Source organism: Paenibacillus sp. sgz302164 (assembly GCF_056120505.1).
The window spans coordinates 20,258-40,490 of record NZ_JBVYOL010000027.1 but is presented as its reverse complement, the minus strand read 5'-3'; the positions used below and the strand labels follow the sequence as shown (position 1 = coordinate 40,490).

Annotated in this window: 15 protein-coding genes and 1 pseudogene; 5 read left to right on the top strand and 11 right to left on the bottom strand. The window is 54.0% G+C overall.

From position 1 onward, the window contains the following. Window positions 1-35: 35 nt before the first annotated feature. The gene (locus AC0LWT_RS31790; protein WP_474685304.1) at window positions 36-1,067 is read left to right on the top strand and encodes an S-layer homology domain-containing protein; all 1,032 of its coding nucleotides are present in this window, start codon (window positions 36-38) and stop codon (window positions 1,065-1,067) included. 121 nt (window positions 1,068-1,188) lie between these two features. Here AC0LWT_RS31790 and AC0LWT_RS31785 read toward each other — a convergent pair whose 3' ends face one another. The 7 genes from AC0LWT_RS31785 to AC0LWT_RS31755 all read right to left on the bottom strand — a co-directional run bounded on the left by AC0LWT_RS31785 (window position 1,189) and on the right by AC0LWT_RS31755 (window position 7,234). Continuing rightward, complete coding sequence (locus AC0LWT_RS31785; RefSeq protein ID WP_474685303.1) at window positions 1,189-2,004, bottom strand: SDR family oxidoreductase; 816 nt, start codon at window positions 2,002-2,004, stop codon at window positions 1,189-1,191. A 65-nt stretch (window positions 2,005-2,069) separates the two neighbouring features. After that, entirely contained in the window at window positions 2,070-2,525 is a 456-nt protein-coding gene (locus AC0LWT_RS31780; RefSeq protein ID WP_474685302.1) for a MarR family winged helix-turn-helix transcriptional regulator, read from the bottom strand. Window positions 2,526-2,978: 453 nt separating this feature from the next. Further along, window positions 2,979-3,209, bottom strand: coding sequence for a hypothetical protein (locus AC0LWT_RS31775; RefSeq protein ID WP_474685301.1), 231 nt, complete (start codon window positions 3,207-3,209; stop codon window positions 2,979-2,981). Window positions 3,210-3,355: 146 nt separating this feature from the next. Further along, the gene (locus AC0LWT_RS31770) at window positions 3,356-4,114 is read right to left on the bottom strand and encodes an anti-sigma factor (RefSeq protein ID WP_474685300.1); all 759 of its coding nucleotides are present in this window, start codon (window positions 4,112-4,114) and stop codon (window positions 3,356-3,358) included. A gap of 2 nt (window positions 4,115-4,116) precedes the next feature. Continuing rightward, window positions 4,117-4,686, bottom strand: a complete 570-nt coding sequence (locus AC0LWT_RS31765; RefSeq protein ID WP_474685299.1) for an RNA polymerase sigma factor — start codon at window positions 4,684-4,686, stop codon at window positions 4,117-4,119. Between the two features lie 120 nt (window positions 4,687-4,806). After that, window positions 4,807-5,634 carry a cupredoxin domain-containing protein gene (locus tag AC0LWT_RS31760; protein WP_474685298.1) on the bottom strand — a complete coding sequence of 276 codons (828 nt, stop codon included), beginning with the start codon at window positions 5,632-5,634 and terminating at the stop codon, window positions 4,807-4,809. Between the two features lie 13 nt (window positions 5,635-5,647). Beyond that, the gene (locus AC0LWT_RS31755; protein WP_474685297.1) at window positions 5,648-7,234 is read right to left on the bottom strand and encodes a plastocyanin/azurin family copper-binding protein; all 1,587 of its coding nucleotides are present in this window, start codon (window positions 7,232-7,234) and stop codon (window positions 5,648-5,650) included. Between the two features lie 226 nt (window positions 7,235-7,460). On the opposite strand from AC0LWT_RS31755, the gene AC0LWT_RS31750 reads away from it, so the two are divergent. The 3 genes from AC0LWT_RS31750 (at window position 7,461) to AC0LWT_RS31740 (ending at window position 10,758) form a co-directional block, all read left to right on the top strand. After that, window positions 7,461-9,059 (top strand): glycoside hydrolase family 28 protein, encoded by a 1,599-nt coding sequence (locus AC0LWT_RS31750; RefSeq protein WP_474685296.1) that lies wholly within the window; start codon window positions 7,461-7,463, stop codon window positions 9,057-9,059. Window positions 9,060-9,581: 522 nt separating this feature from the next. After that, complete coding sequence (locus AC0LWT_RS31745) at window positions 9,582-10,109, top strand: hypothetical protein (protein ID WP_474685295.1); 528 nt, start codon at window positions 9,582-9,584, stop codon at window positions 10,107-10,109. Window positions 10,110-10,113: 4 nt separating this feature from the next. Next, window positions 10,114-10,758 carry a TetR/AcrR family transcriptional regulator gene (locus tag AC0LWT_RS31740; protein ID WP_474685294.1) on the top strand — a complete coding sequence of 215 codons (645 nt, stop codon included), beginning with the start codon at window positions 10,114-10,116 and terminating at the stop codon, window positions 10,756-10,758. An 8-nt stretch (window positions 10,759-10,766) separates the two neighbouring features. Here AC0LWT_RS31740 and AC0LWT_RS31735 read toward each other — a convergent pair whose 3' ends face one another. Together AC0LWT_RS31735 and AC0LWT_RS31730 are read right to left on the bottom strand one after the other, a co-directional pair. Next, on the bottom strand, window positions 10,767-12,551 hold the full coding sequence (locus tag AC0LWT_RS31735; protein ID WP_474685293.1) for a SulP family inorganic anion transporter: 1,785 nt from the start codon (window positions 12,549-12,551) through the stop codon (window positions 10,767-10,769). 97 nt (window positions 12,552-12,648) lie between these two features. Continuing rightward, complete coding sequence (locus tag AC0LWT_RS31730) at window positions 12,649-12,975, bottom strand: ArsR/SmtB family transcription factor (RefSeq protein ID WP_474685292.1); 327 nt, start codon at window positions 12,973-12,975, stop codon at window positions 12,649-12,651. A 656-nt stretch (window positions 12,976-13,631) separates the two neighbouring features. On the opposite strand from AC0LWT_RS31730, the pseudogene AC0LWT_RS31725 reads away from it, so the two are divergent. Further along, window positions 13,632-13,826: pseudogene (locus tag AC0LWT_RS31725) on the top strand (hypothetical protein); the annotation flags it as partial. Window positions 13,827-14,161: 335 nt separating this feature from the next. Here the strand turns inward: AC0LWT_RS31725 and AC0LWT_RS31720 are convergent. Both AC0LWT_RS31720 and AC0LWT_RS31715 read right to left on the bottom strand, forming a co-directional pair. Beyond that, window positions 14,162-14,290, bottom strand: coding sequence for a DUF6254 family protein (locus tag AC0LWT_RS31720; RefSeq protein ID WP_474685291.1), 129 nt, complete (start codon window positions 14,288-14,290; stop codon window positions 14,162-14,164). A 908-nt stretch (window positions 14,291-15,198) separates the two neighbouring features. Further along, entirely contained in the window at window positions 15,199-19,749 is a 4,551-nt protein-coding gene (locus AC0LWT_RS31715; RefSeq protein WP_474685290.1) for a glutamate synthase-related protein, read from the bottom strand. Window positions 19,750-20,233: the final 484 nt, after the last annotated feature.

Sequence of the window (20,233 nt, the reverse complement as noted above, 5' to 3'; positions counted from 1 at the left end):
AAATTCTACAAAATTCGTTTTCAACCGCGGAAAAATTGCAGGGCGTCGAGAGCGCCGGCGATGCGGAGCTTGAAGCGGAAACCGCTGACGGAGCGCTTTTGCGTTTGAACCTGTCGGCGCTGGCCTCTCTGCTTAAGAAAGCAGTCGGCGCCGGCGATGAGGAGCAAGCTTTCCTTCGCATCAGGCTCGCGCCGGCGGGCGGACAAACGGCGGAGCTGCTGACTAATAAAGCCCGCGAAGCCGGGGCGTCAGTGACGGAGATTCCGCTCGTCGCATCGTTTTTGCTGGAGAGCGGTGGCAGCGTCAAAGCGCTGGAGTTCGGCTCAGCCCAGGAACTGGCCGCAGTATGGAAGCTGAAAAGCGGGATCGATCCCAAACAGGCTGTAGTTGTATCGTACGATACTACTAATGGAAGTCTGAGGATCGTGTCTGTTCCGGTATCGCTGCAGGACGGCGCAGCTTGGATTTCGATTCCTGCGCAGACCTCGGAAGCTTTGGCCGTTCTCGTCATCCGGAAATCTTTTGCGGATTTGAAAGACCATTGGGTGCAGGCTGACGTGGAGCTGCTCGCATCCCGGCTGCTGATCGACGGGGAAAGTGCCGACAAGTTCAAGCCCGACAAAGAGATTACCCGTGGCCAATTTACGGCGCTGCTCGTTCGGGCGCTCGGCCTGGCTGGAACCGGGGCCAAAGCCGGCGCTTTCGCCGATGTTGCCGGGACAGAATGGTTTGCGCCCAGCATCGGTACGGCGGCTCAGGCCGGGCTCGTGAGCGGCTTCAATGACGGCACGTTCAAGCCGGAAGCGCCGAACACGCGCTCGGAGATGGCCGTCATGCTGTCCAGGGCGCTGAAGCTCAAAGGCAGTGCCCCCAAGGCGGCCGCCGGCGGGCAGTTGGCCCGATTTGGAGACAGGGATTCCATCGGGGCCTGGTCCGAAGCTGCCGTGTCTCACCTGGTCGAGACAGGCATTGTTGAAGGAACAAGCGGAGGCCGTTTTGCTCCAAATGATTTGGCTACCCGCACGCAAGCCGCAGTCATGCTGAAGTATTTGCAGCTGCTGCCGTAAAGAGGGAAAGGGGTTGTCCCAAAAGCAGAAATTTCTACTTGAGGTGACGGGCCCCTTTTGCACGAAAACGTAATACGCGTCTGCTTCGACTGCGAAGCAGGCGCTTTTTGTGTCAAGCGCGTTATTGCTTTTTGAGCATACTGCCGACGGCTTCTTTTAGGGGGACCCATGTTCCTCCGTTTAATTTTTCCAGATCAGGCGAGATGGAGGACGTGTCTATTCGGGCCAAAAATCCGTAAATCCAGCTTTTGACGGAAGGGTCCTCACGATGTGCGATCGGCTTGCCCGCAAGCTCCGATAAAATTTGCACAAGCTCGCTAAAGCTCCACGAACGGGAAGCGGTGAGCTCATACGTTCGATTTTCATGACCCTGCGCCGCCAGAACAGCCGCGATGCCCATCGCGAGATCGCTGCGCGTCACAGTGTTAAACCGCCATTCGCCCGGATACGTGACCAGTTCGCCGTTAGCAATAGCTTCGCTCAGACCGAGAGAGGCGATGAAATCGGTGTACAAAGCGTTTCGGAAAAACGTGTAAGGAAGACCCGTGGTGCGGATCGCGTATTCTGTGGCCAAGTGCAGATGTGTTAGCGAAACGGAACCTTTTTCCGGGTAAGCAAATCCGGTATAAAGGAGGTGCCCGACATTCGCTTTTTTGGCCGCTTCTATGGCGTGGGCATGCTGACGGATGCGGGTCGTATCATCGGTGTGGGAGCTGGAAATGAGCAGCAGCTTCGAGGCTCCGGTAAAAGCCGGTTCAAGAGACTCGGGCCGGTCATAATCACAATATCGGACTTCTATCCCTTGGTCGGCGAATTCGGCCGCTTTGTCCGGTTGGCGCACACATGCAACGATGGAGCTCGCCGCGACTTTTTGCAGGAGATGCTTGATAATGAATTTGCCTAATTGGCCGTTGGCGCCAGTAATCATAATTGACATACGATCGCTCCTTTTGATGGTGGGGTGATAGTTAAATGGTTAACTAATTAGTGAAAAAAATAGGGCTACTCCTGACCTGCTTTCGTCAGCTTGCGCAGCAAAGAAATAAGCTGATTCAACTCCGCTTCGCTCAGGCTTTTCATTTTTTCGGCGATTTCCCGGCGATTTCCCGGCAGGTGTTTGTGCAAAAGTTCCCGGCCTTCGGCGGTTATAGCGATCACCGATTTTCTGCCGTCTTCCGGGTGGCTGGAGCGGCTGATATAGCCGTCTTTTTCCAAAGGGACCAGCAAAGTGCTGATATTCGGCTTGGTCACGCCAATTTTTTGCGCCAGTTTGGAAGGCAGAATCGTTCCGCCTTCTTTGGAGATTTCAACCAGGACCCGTATTCGGGCGCCGTTAAGCCCTTGGGAACTCCAGTATTTTTCGGAAACGCCGACTAAATGAGCCGTCGTATCGACCAAAGCAAAAAAAGCTTGCGTATGCAGTGGAGGGTCAAGCACATACTGCTGAAGATCCGACATCAAAATCACCTGCTACGTATATAGTTAAGTATTTAACTAAATATAGAATAGTGCAAAAGGACCGGGGTTGTCAAACCAAATTCGGAGATGGCCGCGGAAAAACGAGAAAAGGTGCCCGCCGAGGCACCTTAAAGTCTGGAGGTGCGCCCGCAAGAGCTGGGGCAACGCCGCCGGTAACATTGTGCGTAGACCGAATAAGCCGGATTGCCGAGAACCCCGGTCGTAAGGGCTTGGGAACATAGGTAACGTTGTGCGTAGAAACTGGAAAAAGCCAGACTGCGAGAAAAACCGCTCACAAGAGCTAGTTTATCTACTTGGCAACGCGTCGAAAGCCTGCAAAAACTCCCATGGCGTCGTGGACGCCAAAAATAATCAGGTCTACTGTGTGAGTGCACCCTTTTGCTCCTTGGTGGTCCGGTTTCGAAAAAGCCAGGCTGTTGTGAGCCCCACACGCTAGAGCCAGTCGTACAATCTGCCTGGTAGCGCGAGGAAAACCTGCAAAAGTGCAGTTTTTGCTCGGTTGATACGCTGGCCACGAAAAATTCCTGCAATTGTGCAGGCTTTTCGCGGCGAACAGGGGCTCAGATTCATTTTCGTCGAAAATTCCTGCACTTTCGCAGGCTTTTCGCCAAAATGAACCGTTTCTACGGAAAAAGCCTGCACTTTTGCAGGTTTTTTCGCCAAACGCATAGTTTCCAGTGAGAAACCTACATGTTCGCGGGTTTAGCGTGCGCCGAGCCGCTGTACTGTCTTCCGTGGCAGTCCATAGGGGGGTGACTGCCTGCTGCTGCTCTAACAAGGTGTTGAAGCTAGCTGGGTGAGGTACCTTTTTATACGGACCCGAATACTTTTGAGCCTCGCGGCTGCTCGCCGCGGTCGTCCGGTTCGAGCGTGACGCCGATTGTATCGAAGGTGAGCTTGCCCGAGGCGATCGGCATGGATAGTACGCCGATACCTTTGCCGTCGTTCGCGACGCGGAACGTCCCGGCGCTTTGGCGCACGCCGTCCTTGAGCAGCCACACCTGGTACGCCTGCTCGCCGCTTGTCGGAGCCGCACCGAAGACGTAAACGACGAACTGTTTGCTTTGCCCGTTGTCGACGATGCAGGCGATGCCGTAGCTTTTTGCCTCGTTGGCTTCCGCCTGCGGTTCAAGCATCACGATCTGTTTGATTTGCGCAGCGGGTACGGAGAGCGCTTTTTCGATGGGGAGCGGCGCGGCGGCTCGTTCCCGGAAAAGCCATACGTTCCATGCGGTTCCGGTTGCAAACAAGATCAGCAGCAGGGCTGCGGCGTATTGGAAAGACCTTCTGTTCCGCCTTCTTACGGTGCGGGAGCTTTCGGCGTTATGCCCGGCTTCCGCTGCGAAAGCGGCGTTCATCACTTGTTTTTTCAAATCTTTCGGCGGTTCGATCCGTTCCATATCGGCGGGAAGCGCCTCCCATACGGTGCGCAGCTCATCCATTTCGGCCTGGCAGGCCTGGCAGCCGGGAAGGTGACGCTCGAACGCCAAACGCTCTTCATCCGTACAAACGCCCGATATAACGTCCAGGCACAAGTCACATACCGATGCTGAGTTTTTTTCGGTCATCGTCATCCCTCTCCTTCCACCAGCAGATGTCTGCGCAATATTTTCAAAGTTTGATGCAATCTGTTTTTTACTGTTCCGAGCGGTTCTTCATAAAGGGCGGCGAGCTCGCTCAAACTGTAGCCGCGCCAATAAAAGTGCTCCAGCAGCTCGATTTGCTGCTTCGATAGGAAGCGGTAGGCAAGGCGGACCTGCTCTTTCAGCGATTCCCGCTCAGCATGCTCCTCCGGCGATGCCGCCCGGGAATCGGGTATCCGCTCCAGCTCCTCCGGCACGTACGGGACAAGCCCTTCGGCCTGTCTGCGCTGTTTGCGAAGCCAATCGGTCGTGATGTTGCGGGTGATCGTTATCAACCAACTGGTAAAACGTCCCTTATCCGGGTCGTAGTCCGATTCGGTCGTCCATAGCCGCACAAATACGGATTGAACGATGTCGCGTGCAGCCTGCTCGTTTCGCACCGCTTTCCAGGCAAACGAATATACAAGCGACGCATAACGGTCGTACAGTTCGGAGAGCGCATCTTGGCGCTTAAGCTTCACGAGCAGCATCAGTTCGTAATCGGAGTGGTTATTCATTCCGCGCGGCCTCCAGAACGGCAATATAATCTCTTAATGCTATCATACAACAAATTGCGGGTATTGCGGTCGGCAATCCGGATAAAAAGCAAGGGCAACCGGTCACCCGGCTACCCTGCTTTATTTCTCTTTAACGACAATGGCGCCCCGCATGCCGGGATGAGGAGAACAATAATAGCTGAATTCGCGGGTTTTGTCAAAAGTGATCGTTTTGTCCTTGTTCTGTGCGAGCAAACCGGTATCGAACGATTTGTCGTCGGCGGTCGCGGTGTGGCTTACCGCATCTTTGTTTACAAATTTTACGCTGTCGCCGGCTTTGATTTCCAGCTTGTTAGGAGAGAAGGCGAAATCGACGATTTCGACGACATGCACTTTACCGGCCTCGTCGCCCGCCGCTTGGCCGGCTTCCGTGGTCCCGGCCGAGCCGCCGGTAGGCTGGCCGGTGCCGGAAGCGCTCGCGGCCGGGTCCGCTTTGCCTGCGGCTGCGGGGCTGCCGCCAGCGCTGCCGCCGGGCTTGGGCGCGCCCGCGGATTGAACGGCCGGGCTCTCGGCCAGGTTCCCGGCCGCGGCGCCAGCCCCGGGCTTGCCGCCGCCGGATGCGTCTACCGGCGCATCCTTGCCAGCCGCGCCTCCGCCGCCGGCAGACACGCCGCTTCCGGCGTCCGCTTTGGCGGAGCTTCCGCCCGCAGCCGCGGCGTCGTTGCCGGCGGCATGCAGCGCGTGTCCGCTGCCAGCATCGCCCGCGCCGCCGCCCGCACCACCCGCGGTCCCCGCGCCACCTGCGCCGGCCGCGCCGCCCGCAGCGCTCGCACTGCCCGCGCCACCTGCGCCGCCCGCACCACCCGCGCCGCCTGCGCCAGCCGCGCCACCCGCGGTCCCCGCGCCGCAAGCGCAAAGGAGCAGCAGGCACAGCAGCGCGGACCAAACGGCTAATGCTCGTAGCGTCATCGCTGCATCACGCTCAATTCACGATAATTTGGCCTTTCATAAATTGCTTGTGCGGCTCGCAGTAGAAGTCGTAGGTACCGGGGTTCGCAAGCGTAACGGTGTAGGACTCCCCTTTGTCGAGCAGCGGAGTGGCGAAGCTGCCGTCCACCGCGACCGCGTTGTGTTTCATATCGTCATAGTTGGTGAACGTGATTTTGGAGCCGGCCTCGACCGTCAGCGGGCTTGTCCCGAACGAGAACTCTTTGATGTCGATGTTGTAGGTTTTCGCCGCCTGGGCGGCTGTTGTACCGGCGAATTTCGCCGGATCTACGACGAACCATACGCTGCCTACGTTTTGGCCCGCGGTGTCGCCATGCGACTGATCTTTAACAAAGTAGTAGAGCGGGTAGCCTTTGTACGTCGCCTGTTTGCTGCCGTCAGCGCGCGTAATTGCGCCGAAATCGGCCGCCGACAGTGTCGAAGGCACGCTTCCTCCCGAAGCGCCGTAAGCCGGCCAATTGGCGAGGCAGTTCCCTTCGCAAACGCTCGTTTGCGGCTTGTCTTTATCAAAATAATACAGCGTGCGCCCGCGATCATCGGTCAAATAATTGCCGAGCGTCGTATTGGTGCCGAGCATGACCGTGTAGTCCGATTTTGCGGCGAACCAGACGCCGCCGACGGCCTCACCGAGAGTATCGCCCGCCGCCTTATCCTTGACGAAATAGTAGAGCGGCCAGCCTTTGTACATCCACTGCTTCGTTCCATCTGTCCGGGTCAATACGGAAAAGTCAGCCGCATTTAAAGTGGCAGGAATTTGCAGTTGATCCGACGTGAAGAGCGGCCAATTCTCGATGCACTTTCCTTGGCAGGCGTTCAAATCTTGCGCGTCCTTCGTGAAAAAGTACAGTGTGCGGCCTGCTTTGTCGGTAAAATATGTACCGAGCTTGGCGTCGCTGCGCAGACCGATCCGTTCGCCTTGCGGGAGCGCTGCGCCGGCGGGGATGACTTTTCCGCCCTGCAGCATCTCGAAGAGCGAATGGCCTTGCGCGGTTTGCGCAGACAGAGCTTCGACAAGCGCTGTAGCGATGTGGGCGTTCGTCAAAGCGGAGACGCCTGCGATTTGCCCGAGGCCTTTGCCTGCGGCGAACTTTTCCGCGTCCGCGTAAGCGAAATCCGTGCCGGATTTATAGCCTATCGCCTCTAGCAGCACCTTGTAGAACTGCTGGGCGCTGATCGGCGCCAGAGGATCGAAATGCCCATCGTCCATGCCGCTCCAGCCGTACTGCGGATGATTTTTCAAATACGCGAGAATCGCCTGATTGCTCTTGTCGACCTGCCCGGAGTCGGCGAATCCGCCGCTTCCCTTGAAATCGAGAGCTTCCTGCAGCTTGCCTTGAAGACGGAGTGAAATTATAGCCGCCTGGATTCTTGTCGAGCCTTTGGCCAGGTAAGCAGCCGAAACGCCGTCGCCTTCACCGGCCAGAAGGCCGAGCTTTTCCACCGTTTGCGCGTCGCTTGTAACGCCTGAGCCGTTCGTTTGTCCCTCCGCACCCGCCGAAGCGCCGATTGTCGGCAGCAGCAGCGCCGCGCACAGGACAAGCGATAATCCAAATTTTTTCATCCATCCTGCCTCCTTATAAAAATATCCATTCTAAAGAGGTAACGACCGTCCCGGCAAAGCGGTTTGAGCAGACGGGAAATTTTTTTCCCTGACGGCTGCTCGTCAATGCTGCCGAGCCGCGAACCGGCCGGATCAGCGCGTTTCATCATTTTGTCATAATTTTCATGTATATTTAAAATCAGTATAACGATTGCGGCGAAAGAGGTGAGTTACGGTGAGGCAGCCATTGTCACGAAAAAAAGGAACAGTTGCCCGATGCGCAGCGCTTCTGCTGGGAGGCGCGATTATCTTTGCTTTAACGGCGTGCGGTTCACAGACGGCGGATGACGCAGTCCATTCTGCGAAAGATCGGGAAATGGCCTCGTATTTGATCGGTCTTCCATTCCAAATGCCGGATGTGCAAGCACCTCAATTCCCGGACCGGCGGTTCAATATTGCCGATTACGGAGCGGTTGGCGATGGAATCGCGAAAAATACGGAAGCATTCGCCAAAGCGATTGCCGCATGTTCGGACGCCGGAGGCGGCATTGTCGTTGTTCCCGCCGGAGTTTGGCTGACAGGCCCGATAACCTTGAAAAGCAATGTCAACTTGCGTTTGGACACCGGCGCCATCGTTGATTTTAGCAAGGATCACCAAGAATATCAGGCGGCTGCTTCCAAGGACGGCAGGCCAGTCCCTCTCATCTATGGAACGAATTTAACTCATGTGGCCATTACGGGCGAAGGCGTTATTGACGGAAGCGGAGAAACGTGGCGGCCCGTCAAAAAAGAAAAGCTTCCCGAATCGCAGTGGAATGCGCTTGTCGCCTCAGGCGGGAATGTCGATAAAAATATTTGGTATCCGCCGCAGCAGGTGGTCGATGGCGCAGTGAAAGACATTCGTCCGATCATGGTGGACATCGAGAACAGCAGCTCGGTTTTGATTGACGGACCGACACTGGAAAATTCCCCTATGTTCAATCTGAACATCAAGCATGGACAAAATGTGATCATTCGAAACACGAAAGTCACGAACAACTGGTACGACCAAAATACGGACGGCATCGACGTCAACGGGCAAAATATCGTCATTTACCGCAACACCGTTAACACGGGGGATGACGGGATTTGCATGAAATCGTCGGGAGGAGGAAGCGGCGGCGAACCCGGTCTGCAAAATGTGGTGATCGAAGACAATGTCGTTTACCGCGCGCACGGCGGATTTGTGGTAGGCAGCAACACGGACGGCGGCATGAAGAACATCTATGTGCACAACAATGTCTTCTCCGGTACCGACACCGGTCTCAGATTCAAAAGCGATGTTGGAAGAGGCGGACTCGTTCAGAACATTTGGATCGACGGCATCACTATGAAAAATATAGCTTCCGATGCGATTACATTCGATGTCACTTATCCGGCCGACAATAGCTCCAAAACGGATCAAAGCAAAGTTCCTCAGTTCCAAAACATCCATATCAACCATGTTTATGCGGACGGAGCCAAGGGAGCCGTGACCGTCAAAGGGACCGAGAGCATCCCTGTCGGCGGAGTGGATATTCAGAACACTATCATTCAGGCCGATACAGGCTTCACTGCCGGCTTCGCCAGCGGAATTCAATTGACGAATGTGAAAATCATTCCGAAAACAGGTCCGGTGTACACGCTGAACAACAGCGACCATGTGTCCTTGAATCGGGCATGGAGCCCGGCAGGCACCGATACGTTCTTGAAACTGGCCGGCAGCAGGACGCAAAATATTCAATTGTCCGACACCGACACCTCTGCGGCGAAGCATCCTATTGAAGCGGGGAAAGACGTGCCAAAAGATGCAGTAAGCACTAGTTGATAAAAGAGCCGCCCACAATCCGGGTGGCTTTCTTTTTTTGCCAAACCGTACCGCACAAGCGGATTCATACGCCTTGCTGGCACTTTATCAGTTGCCAATTTGCTAGATACTGAATCTCTTATTAGTATCTTCCGGCAAAGCGAGGTGAGAGATATGAGTATAATCAGAGTCGATATAGTGATAATCAGATTCAGACGCATAAATGGCCGCAGATTTATAACAGCTGTCCGTGTAATCGGCAGTGCCAGACCGTGCGTTCGTTTCCTGTTTATTGGCGGACGGGTCACATTTGCTGAAAATTGTCTTTTGAGGCATGGATTCCGCATTATTATTTCGAGACGAAATGTACTGGTGTTTAAACGCATAAGGAAAATCTGACAAAGAAGAAAAGCATGTTTAGGCGACCGAACACTGGCGCTGGACATGCTTTTTTTATTTATAGTTCCTTTTCTTTTGCAGTACACTTGTGCTAAAATAGTTTTGTTTTTATAATACACTTGTGCTAAAAAGGAGCTTTTGATCATGATCGCTTTTTTCATCATTGCTTGTGAAGTCGGTTTTTGGATCTTTGTTTTGGCGGGTTTGGCCGCTCGTTACTTGCTCGGAAGGAAGCGTCTGGGCACGGCACTGCTTCTTTGCACGCCGATCATCGATCTGGCGCTGCTGGCGGCGACGGTCCTTGATCTTCGAAATGGTGCGGAAGCAGGCTTTTTTCATGGGCTGGCCGCGATTTATATCGGCGTATCGATAGGTTTTGGCCACCGGATGATTAGCTGGGCGGACCAGCAGTTCGCGTATCGTTTTGCCGGAGGCGCGGCGCCTGTCAAGCCGCCGAAGAAAGGAGCGGATCACGCCCGCCGCGAGCGCCGTCTGTGGTTTTTGCATTTTCTTGGTTGGGGGATTGGCTGTATGTTGTTGTATGGTATGATTTGGCTGGCAGGGGAACATAGCAATACGGACAGTTTGCGGCAGACCATCAAGACCTGGAGCATCGTGCTGGCGGTCGATTTTGTGTGGAGCTTCAGCTATACGCTTTGGCCGCGAAAGTAATACAATGGTACTTAACGATAATAGGGAGGCGGAATACGAAGAAATGCCCAAAGTGGTCAATTATACCGAGCAAAGGGAAAAGATTGCCGAAGCTTCCTGGAGGGTGATTTGCAAAGGGGGGCTGGAGCAGGCGACGGTCCGCAAAATCGCCGATGAGGCGGGCGTATCCATGGGAGCGATGCGTCATTATTTTAACAGCCAAGCTCAAATGTTTGAATTTGCGATGAATTTGATCGTCGAGCGGATTGAAGCGCGAATTCGAAAATTGAATCTGTCTGCCGAAGGCTTGACGGTACAAGCCGCCAAATCATTGATACTGCAATTCATGCCGATGAATGAGGAGCGGGAGTCCGAGATGGAAGTCTGGATCTCTTTTACGGTTAAATCGCTTAACGATCCTGCGCTCAAACAGCTGAGCCACCGCACTTTCAAGCAAATGCGGGAGGCAATGGCGGAAACTTTGCAGCTGCTTGCAAAAGAACGCATACTTGATCCGTCCATCGATGTACCGCGTGAAGCGGAGCGGCTGCATGCGCTGGTTGACGGTTTGTCGGTTCACCGGCTTATTCAGCCGGACACCGTAACCCCGGAGCGGATGGAAGCCGCTATTGACGATTTTTTTGCCGGCCTGGCGCCGAAAAGTTCCTGACATCGACATCACGGATGCTTCGAAGCGAGCGCTTTGGAGCGGTTTTGCCGGTCAAGGGAAACGGACCCGGATACTTTGTCTGAATCGGGAGCGGCTAAAGCGGCGCATTCGCGGAAGGCGAAATGCTTGCATCCCAAACATTTTTGGCGATCCAGCAGCTGCAAGGAATAGTCGACAGCCTCTCCCGTATGCTCAAAGAAATGTTCGTTCCCGATCATGGATGCCAAACCCGTTTTGTTCAGCACTTCTTTGGGTTGAGCCTGAATGCCCGAGATGACGACTTCACCGCCATGTTTCTTGAAATCCTTGACCACACTGGCCAGATTGATTTCACCGGTCGTATCCATAAAAGGAACCTTGCCCATTCTTAGCAGCAAAATTTTGGGGCGATAATGGATCATGCCCATAATCGATTTCTCGAACATAGTTGCCGCGCCGAAAAATAGCGGTCCTTCAATCGTGAAAACGGAGATCTGCGGGCAATCGTGCCCCTCTTTCACCATGTGGGGAGCCATTTTTTCATGCTTTACGGAAGGATCGGGCAAAACTTTTGCGACTGTCAGCATCTCGCTCATCCGTTTGACAAACAGGATCACAGCCAGTACCAGCCCGACTTCAACGGCAGTCGTTAAATCGACGAGCACCGTAAGCAAAAAAGTGATGATCAAGACGACGGAATCGCTCGTTTTCGTTTTTAAAACATGGACGAATTCTTTGCGCTCGCTCATATTCCAGGCAACGACCATCAGTATCGGAGCCATACTGGCCAAAGGAATACTCGAAGCGAATGGGGCGAACAAAAGCAATACGAGCATGACGACGATGCTGTGAACCATTCCCGAAACAGGACTTGCCGCGCCGCTTTTAATATTAGTCGCAGTTCGGGCAATGGCCCCGGTTGCCGGAATCCCGCCGAACAATGGCGTCACGATATTCGCAATTCCTTGCCCGATCAGCTCCCGGTTGCTGTGATGGCGGTTTCCCGTCATCCCGTCGGCGACTACGGCGGACAACAGCGATTCGATTCCCCCCAACATGGCGATGACAAAGGCCGGCTGGATGAGCTGCTTGATTCGTTCAAAAGTGATCTCCGGAACATGCACGCTTGGAAGGGCGCTTGAGATAGCGCCATATGTCGAACCGATCGTGGCTACATGCCCTTCAAAAAACCACGCGGCAATAAGACTGGATATAACAAGGCCGATCAGCGACCCGGGAACCTTCGGGAAAAACTTTGGCGCCAGCAAAATAATGGATAAACAAATCGCGGCCGTGATGACGCTATACGGATTTATCGTAAAAATGCGGATGCCGATTTCTTTCATATTCGACAAAAAATCCTCATGCTTTTGGATGCCTGTCAGCCCCAGAAGGTTGGTAATTTGCCCGGTGAAAATAATGACCGCGATACCGGCTGTAAAGCCGATGGTCACGGGACGGGGAATGAATTTGATAAGCGCTCCGAGCCTGAATACGCCCATCAGCACGAGTAAAACTCCTGCCAGGAACCCTGCTATAAGCAAATTCTCGTATCCGTACTGCATAACAATGGCAAACAAAATAGGGACGAACGCGCCCGTCGGCCCCCCGATCTGGAATTTGGAGCCGCCGAACAGTGAAATGAAAAAGCCGGCGATAATCGTTGTGTAAATCCCGTACTGCGGGTTAACCCCGGCTGCAATTGCAAAAGCCATTCCCAAAGGAATGGCAATAACACCGACAATCAACCCCGATATAAGATCTCTTCGAAGATACTCCGCATTGTAGCCTTCAAATCTGCCCGACCACTTCATCGTAAACCCTTCTTTTTTCATATATTTGATTATTTGAATATATAGGGAATATACACCCGTGCAAAATTGTTGTCAATGAACAAATATCGCCTATTTTTTATTCATTTCGGATGGTTTCCAGCAATGAAATGGCGTCAACCAGATGATTGTCAAAAATTTGCTTGGCTACCTTTAGCAGCTCCTTAATAAGAGGGTCGCGAAGGGAATACAAGACCGATGTGCCTTCCTTGGTGCCGCTGACGACATTCTTTGTTCGGAGGACCGCCAACTGCTGCGATACGGCGGAGCCTTCGGTTCCGAGCAGCGCTTGCAGTTCATTGACCGTCTTATCTCCTTCGCACAGCAGCTCCAGGATTCGAATCCGTAACGGATGAGCCAACGCTTTGAAAAACTCCGATTTAAACTGCTGAATTTCGCGATTCATCCCAACTGATCCCCTTAAGTTAAAGATTTGAATATATGAATAGAATACAGGAAACAAGTTGTTAAATAAAGCACGGCCGAAAAAAATCAAACGATCCGGTTCCTGGCAATGACTCAGGCCTACAAGCAGGGGATGTGCTTTAAGCCGATCCTGTTCCGGGATAAGACAATCGTATCCGTGCAGTGAATGGGGCGGAGTTGTTCTACAGCTACGACGCTGCGGTGAAGCTGCCGAACCGTCTGGAATTGATGCACGAGTCGCTGCTGGAGCCGTTGGAATAGTACGCGGAGAGGGAGCTTGACTAAGGGTGGGGCGAGGACGAAATCGAGCTTCTGGACGCCGAAGACTACCGCAGAGCTTACCGGCACCTGCGTAACATGCAGGCAGGCAAAGGGGCCGGTTTGACGATTTTGAAAAGGAAAAGCGGATGCATGCCCGTGTCGTCGTGCGGAGCATTTCAAGCCGCTGCAGGCGGAGGTGAAACGGCTAAGTATTTGTAGATGTGACAGAAGTTTACCTGCAGTTGCTCCGAGATCGGGAGCTGGCCCTCGTCCTGGCCGGGGATGCCGGCCTGCCTGAGCGTTGGCCTGCCGTCGGGGAGCAGACGGAGCAAGCGCTGGCCGGGGGCATCTGCCGTATGAAGATGCCGCGCCGTTTTTTTGGCGAAGGATGTGGAGTTCGATGCCGTGCTCATCTATGACGGCAGCAAAGCGTGCTACGGCCGTGAGAGCGAGCGCAAGCTCTTCTACACGGCGTGCACGCGGCTCTTGCATATGCTGCATATTTATACAATCGGCGAACTAAGCGAATTCATCGCTTCGCAGCCTGCCGAAACTTATGTAATCGAGTAACCGAGAGACGGTTCCAACCCACTGCCGCAGCTGAGCCCTCATCGCCGCTATAACAGCTAAGCCTCCATCCAGCCCCGCTGTGGCAGTTCAGCCTCCGCCTGACTACCGCAACTGAGGCTCAATCCTCACTGCTGCAGTTGGACCTCTCTCCCATTGCTTCAAGCTAAGCCTGCCCCCACCGGTAAAGTGGGGGGAGGTAAAGTTAACCAGCCATACGGGAAGTGAGAAAACGGCCCACTGCTGCCGCCAACGAGACTAAGGTCAGCCGATTCCGACCGCTCTTTCTATCCGAAGAAATCTGCTCGGGTTGCATAAATTTCCCTTAGCTTTATTTCCTACTTGGTTGAGTTCTTTGCATCACTTTCGTTGGAAAGCTCCTCAAGCGATTTTACTTTGCCGTGTGGGTTCTGGGTTTGTTTGCGTGATTTCCATGCGGCTTCTTCACGGCGTTTTGATTGGCTCATAGCGATTTACTCCTTTGGCAAGTGGAATTTGAGTGCTTTTATAAATTGCCGAACTGCCGCAAGTTTTATTCTCCGTGAGCACTTCCCAGTCTTAGGCTTTCGAGAGACCAGTCTCGCTCTAATCGCAACGCCGGTTCGTGCAGAAATTCTGTAATTATACAGAAATTCCCGATAAAAAATGGGGCCGGGCTCATGATTCGCGAAAGAACCTCTGCCCAGAAACCCACACGATAGAGCCGATTGCACCATCCGCCTGGTTGCACGAAAATTCCTTCGCTTTCCAGGCTGTTGATAACCATAGTCCGCTCGCCTGCACGAAGAAAACCTGCAAAAATGCATGAATTTGCGTCCTTAATCGCGTGGTCACGAACAATTCCTGCAATAGTGCAGGCTTTTCGCCGCGAACATAGGCTCAGGTTCACTTTCAGCGAAAATTCCTGCACTTTTGCAGGTTTTTCGCTAAAATAAGCCGATTTCTGGGAAAAACCTGCACTTTCGCAGGTTTTCTCCCTAGTAAGTTGATTTTTGCCCAGTCGTGGAGTTCCACGACCTAAACCGGGGGAGGCGCGCCCAGAAAAAGTGGCTGGTCCCCCAAATTAGCCACACCCTAGCCCTCACAGGGTGTCGCGACTTGCTGGGGCAGCCTAGTAGACCTGATTATTTTCGTTCTGTGGGGTGACGTCTACGGCGTCATGGGGGTTTTCACAGGTTTTGTGGGCCGGCATGCTGCTTCGCTTCCTGCCAAGCCGCCTTGTGCCCCTATTTTCAGCGCGTGGGGTCGACCGACCGCCATCATGCAGCGCAGCGCGACACCGCGCCCGGAGTGCCTGCCTCTCAGATAGAGGAGGCGACAAACCAAAAACCCTCTACTCGACGATGGGTCAAGTAGAGGGTAGGATTTGTAAAGATTACTCCGTTGCCACGGACTGGTCGGCTTGCATGCCAACCGGCGAGATGCGGATGAAGTTTGCTTCGAGGTTGTTCAGCAGACCGTCGATTTTTGCTGCGGCTTCGGCTTGGCCGGAAGCAGCGAGCTCGTCGCGGTAAGCTGTCAACAGCTCGGCGAGATCTTTTTTGCTTTGTACGCCGACGCTTTCGATTTTGACTTTCGCGCCTTTGGCGATACGGCGTTCGATTGCTTTTTGATCAAGGCCCATTTCAGGGACAAGACGTTGGTAAATCACGCCGCCTGTCATACCTGCGCAAATCCATGGACCCGGGTCGCCCATAACGACGGCGCGGCCGTTGGTCATGTATTCGAAAGCGAAGCCTTTGAGGTTCGCGCGTGCCGCAAGTCCGCCCAGCTCATCCTGCAGCGGAGTCGTGATTTCCCCGCCGAATACGACGTCTGCTCCGGAGAAGCGGATGCAGGCGCGAGTATCAGCACCGCCCTGGATCAGGAACAAGCCTTTTTGCGCGCCGTAGCCGAACGATTTGCCGACGCTGCCGTTAATGTACGTTTTATCTTTGCTAAGCGATTTGAGGATCGCCACTTTACCGCCGAGCGCCATTTTGCCTACGCCATCCTCAGCGCCGCCGTGAACGGTAATATCTACGCCGCGGGCGTTGAATGCAGCAAGACCGTTGCCGGGAACGGAACCGTCAACCAGATTGAGCGCGATCGAAGGAAGCTGATCGTAGCTGCCGTCGAAACGGTCTCTTACGCGATGGCTGGAGTAGCGGCTTCCGAGAATGCGGGATTCCGCGTCCACTTTGGCCCAGTTGCGCACGATCGGAGCGTCAAGCGACAAGGAATCCGGGAAGAACTCCTGGCCTTCCGCGCCGGCTGCGATGCGGATATCCGAAGATACGGCCGCTTCTTCCAAAGCGAGCTCTGCCGCCGAAACGAACTGCAGCGGAGCCGGACGAAGCAGGTCGGACAGGTCGATGCGCTCTTGATGGATCACTTGCTCCAGCAGGTCGGAACGTCCGACAAGGTCCTGCAAGCTTTTGAAACCGAGCGCTGCTACGATTTCACGGACTTCTTCGCCCATGCCGCCATACAAGCGGACAAGGCTGTCTACAGCCAGATCGTATTGACGAGGAACGAAGCGGCGAAGACCTTTTTCTTCGGCTTCTTCCATAGAGTCGATTTGCGTTGCGATACCTACGTGGCAAGTATCCAGATGACAGCCGCGGCAAGTCGTACAGCCGATAGCCTGCATCGAGATGCTGCCGAATCCGCAGCGGTTCGCGCCGAGCATCACCATTTTGACAACGTCTGCGCCGGATTTCAGACCGCCGTCGGACCACAGCTCAACGCGGTGGCGAAGGCCGGCTTCGATCAGAGCGACGTGAGCAAGCTTGGTGCCGATCTCGGTAGGCAGACCAACGTGAGTCAGGGAGTGGATACGAGCCGCGCCCGTACCGCCGTCAAAGCCGGACAGTGTAATGACATTCGCGCCTGCTTTGGCTACGCCGACTGCGATGGTGCCAACGCCCGGAACGACAGGGATTTTTACGATAATTTTCGCTTTGCGGCCGCTTGCTTCTTTCAACTCGGAAATGATTTGCGCCAAATCCTCGATCGAATAAATATCATGGTTGTTCGAAGGAGAGATCAGGTCCGAACCGATTGTCGCGTTACGTGCTGCGGCGATTTTGGCCGTAACTTTGGAGCCCGGCAGGTGACCGCCTTCGCCCGGTTTTGCGCCTTGGCCGATTTTGATTTCAAGGAAAGCGACGGCGTTCGCGAGTTCGACGTTAATACCGAAACGTCCGGATGCGACCTGCGCGCCGCGGGTTTTTTTGTAGCGTCCGAGCATATCTTTAATCTCTCCGCCCTCGCCGTTCATGGTAACCATGTTCAGGCGTTCGCCGGCTTCGGCGTAAGCGCGGAAAGCTGTTTCGTTCTGCGAACCGAACGACATGGAAGCGATCAGCATCGGCAGGGAATGACCGCCGATCGAAATGTCGACTTCGGACGGATCAAGCGCCTTGCGGCCTTCGCTTAAAGCTTTGTCGTAGTTGAAATCCATCACGTGACGGATCGAAATCGCGTTTTTCTTTTCTTCTTCGCGCAGTTTGTCGCGGTAGTCGCTGTAAGGAGCGGTTCCCGATGCGGTATCGCCTAACGCTTTCCACATGCGCTGGAAGAAGCGGAAGTTTTTCGCGGCTTTCGCTTTCGGATTGGTGAAATCCGCATAGCGGGATTCCGCGTCTGCTTCCAGTTGGGCAAAGCCTGTTCCGGCTTTCTCGCTGCCCAAGTAGTTCACGATATCCAGCACCTCGGCCACTTCCGGTTGGAAGCCGATCGAGGAGAAGAAACGCGTGTAACCGCGAAGCTCGTGCGTACCGATCGTCGAAATCACTTTCTCCAGACCTTTGCTAAGCGCAGCGTACACTTTGCGCGCCGCTGCCGCGTCGCCGTCTTTGTCGGAGGCTGTCGCGAACAGCAGGTAAGGCGAGATAACGTCGGCGCCAAGGCCGCAAGCTACGGCGATATCGTGCAGGTTGCGGATCGCTGCCGAACGCAGGACGATGGTAACGTGACGGCGCAGGTTGTCGCCGAACGCCAATTTTTCCGCACGCAGGGCGATATCGATTTTGGATACGGCCAGATGCGGGTCGAGCCACAAACGGTCGTTTTGATGAGCTGCCGCGTCGTCGAGCACGATTAGGGAAGCGCCGCTGCGGGCCGCTTCAAGCGCGCTGGAAGCGATTTGGTCCAAACCGTCGCGCAGCGATGTGCCGCGGGCGAACGTCGTCGACAGAACGGCAACGGAACTTTCGCCTACCGTACGGAACAGGGCCAGCAATTGCTCGAAAGAAGGCTGAGACAGATGCTCTTCGCTGTCTACGCCGTTCGTACCTTCCAGCACGAGGGGAGACAAGAGTTCAAGGCGAAGCTGTGAATCGACTTGGCCGTATACGGATGGACGGCATCCGACGATGACACGAGTCGAGAAATGTTCCATTTCACGGTCGCGGTCGATCGCAGGGTTCGTTACGACAGCTACGCTTTCTTTAATGAAATCAGGCACGTTTTGACGCTCCCAGCTGATAGCCGCGTGCGGAGAGTCGTGACCAAGGGAACGAATCGGCTCTGCGCCGGTTTCGGACATCGTCTCGATGTGCTGAATGCCTTCGCGGTCCCAGCCAAATGCGCTGTACAATTGGTCCGTAGCCGCCAGATTGTCGTTCAGAGCGGCTTCCGCGTCTGATTTGGCAGGGTTCAGGTACTTGCGGAGTCCGTCAAAGTTCAGGCGTTGGCTTGCGCGCTCAAGCACGATGCTTTGCACTTCGTGGTAAGGAATGACCTGCACATGCTCGCCGGGAGTGAGCACAACGCCGACTTTTTCGCCCGGAGCGATCGGCTTCGGATCGGCAACCATGTCGCCAACCGTGATGATGCCTTGCTCAGAGGAGAAGTAGAGCGAAGTTTCGCTTTCCACCATCCATACCGGACGGAGACCGAGAGCATCGACGCTGAAAATACATTCGTTGCCGTAACGGGAAACGATACCCGCCGGACCTTGGGCGAAATGGCCCCAAACTTGACGGAAATAAACGTATAAGTCCTGCAGCTCCGGACGGAACTGCTTCATTTCGTTAATAATCGGAGGGAATACCATTTCCATCGCTTCGAACAGGCTGATTCCGAAACGGTGAATGAATGTTTCAATCGTCCGGTTCATGTCCTGGGAGTCGGAACCGCCGTCAACGAGCGGCACGCCGACCATATCGGCTTCGAGGCGCATTTTTTTGATCGTATTGATCTCTCCGTTGTGGCCGAGCAGGGAGAACGGCTGAACGCGGAAGAAACTGGATTGCGTATTCGTCGAGTAACGGTTGTGGCCGATGGTGACTTGGGCAGTGAAAAGAGGATCGCAGGTGTCGTTAAAATATTTAGGCAAAATGCTGGCGGCGCCCATCACTTTGTAGGCGGCTGTCACGTTGCTGAGCGTAGCCACATGAACCGTATAGCGGTTTTCAATGGCAATGTGGAGTTCGAACAGGTGATCGGCTACGTTCACGCCTTCCTGGTCGCAAAGAGCGGCGATTTGCCAGAAAGTAGGCTCGTCATTCAAACCGTTCGGGCCAAGAACGCTGCTATCCACTTGGTTTTCCTGCTCCAATATAATGGAAACATTATGTTGGCGGAAAAGCTCGCGAATCCCGTTCTGCATGTCGGCGACGGTGAGATCAAGCTTGCGCGGAACAAAAATATGAGCAACTGAAAAACGGTTGTCATAGGCCAACTTGCCGTCCAAGCCTGCATCCGTTAATTTCTTTTCCCAAAGCGCACGGGGAATGTCAGTCAAAATTCCGCAGCCGTCGCCTTCGCCGTTAATAAAACCCGAACGATGTTCCATTTTTACGAGGGCATCGATCGTTTTTTGAATATTGTCACGGGAAGGATGGCCGTTCTTTTCGATAATACAAATAATACCGCAGCTATCGTGTTCCATTCCTAGCAGGTTCTGAAAACGGCCTTCATTAAGCATCAACTCATTCATTGCACTAGGTCAGTCGCCTGACCGTCACCTCCAATACAAAATTAAACTCCTCTTGCGTTTGCGCTCTTGCATTCCTGCACTGCCAAGCCCCGCAATCTTTGCACAATCACCGAAATTTCCAAAAAACGGACAAAATCCGAAATATGCAAGCAGCTGCATAAAAATGCAAATTTGTTGAATAACGTGCCAGTTCCGAAAAGAACTTCCCTTATAAAATGCAGTTCATTAAGGACTAAGCGATAGTAAGGCGCAGTGCACAAAAAGCTTGCCGAAACTTGTAAAACGCGCCCTAACTTTCTTGGAAAACACGGTGAAAACAAGACGTTCCGCGAAAAGGGTAAAAGTAACTTTAGAATAGCATGAAAAAGTGCATCAGACAATAGTCGGCATAAGAAAAGCGAAATGTAAGCGCTGCCTTTTGTGCATATTGGTGAATAAAACCAGATATATAACCAGAAATTTGCATGAAAAAAACGAACGAACT

What these genes read in the sequence shown, in the direction of transcription:
- AC0LWT_RS31785 (WP_474685303.1), bottom strand. Translation starts at nt 2,004, where the DNA reads ATGTCAATTATGATTACTGGCGCCAACGGCCAATTAGGCAAATTCATT.
- AC0LWT_RS31780 (WP_474685302.1), bottom strand. Translation starts at nt 2,525, where the DNA reads ATGTCGGATCTTCAGCAGTATGTGCTTGACCCTCCACTGCATACGCAA.
- AC0LWT_RS31770 (WP_474685300.1), bottom strand. Translation starts at nt 4,114, where the DNA reads ATGACCGAAAAAAACTCAGCATCGGTATGTGACTTGTGCCTGGACGTT.
- AC0LWT_RS31765 (WP_474685299.1), bottom strand. Translation starts at nt 4,686, where the DNA reads ATGAATAACCACTCCGATTACGAACTGATGCTGCTCGTGAAGCTTAAG.
- AC0LWT_RS31760 (WP_474685298.1), bottom strand. Translation starts at nt 5,634, where the DNA reads ATGACGCTACGAGCATTAGCCGTTTGGTCCGCGCTGCTGTGCCTGCTG.
- AC0LWT_RS31755 (WP_474685297.1), bottom strand. Translation starts at nt 7,234, where the DNA reads ATGAAAAAATTTGGATTATCGCTTGTCCTGTGCGCGGCGCTGCTGCTG.
- AC0LWT_RS31745 (WP_474685295.1), top strand. Translation starts at nt 9,582, where the DNA reads ATGATCGCTTTTTTCATCATTGCTTGTGAAGTCGGTTTTTGGATCTTT.
- AC0LWT_RS31740 (WP_474685294.1), top strand. Translation starts at nt 10,114, where the DNA reads ATGGTACTTAACGATAATAGGGAGGCGGAATACGAAGAAATGCCCAAA.
- AC0LWT_RS31735 (WP_474685293.1), bottom strand. Translation starts at nt 12,551, where the DNA reads ATGAAGTGGTCGGGCAGATTTGAAGGCTACAATGCGGAGTATCTTCGA.
- AC0LWT_RS31730 (WP_474685292.1), bottom strand. Translation starts at nt 12,975, where the DNA reads ATGAATCGCGAAATTCAGCAGTTTAAATCGGAGTTTTTCAAAGCGTTG.
- AC0LWT_RS31720 (WP_474685291.1), bottom strand. Translation starts at nt 14,290, where the DNA reads ATGAGCCAATCAAAACGCCGTGAAGAAGCCGCATGGAAATCACGCAAA.
- AC0LWT_RS31715 (WP_474685290.1), bottom strand. Translation starts at nt 19,749, where the DNA reads ATGAATGAGTTGATGCTTAATGAAGGCCGTTTTCAGAACCTGCTAGGA.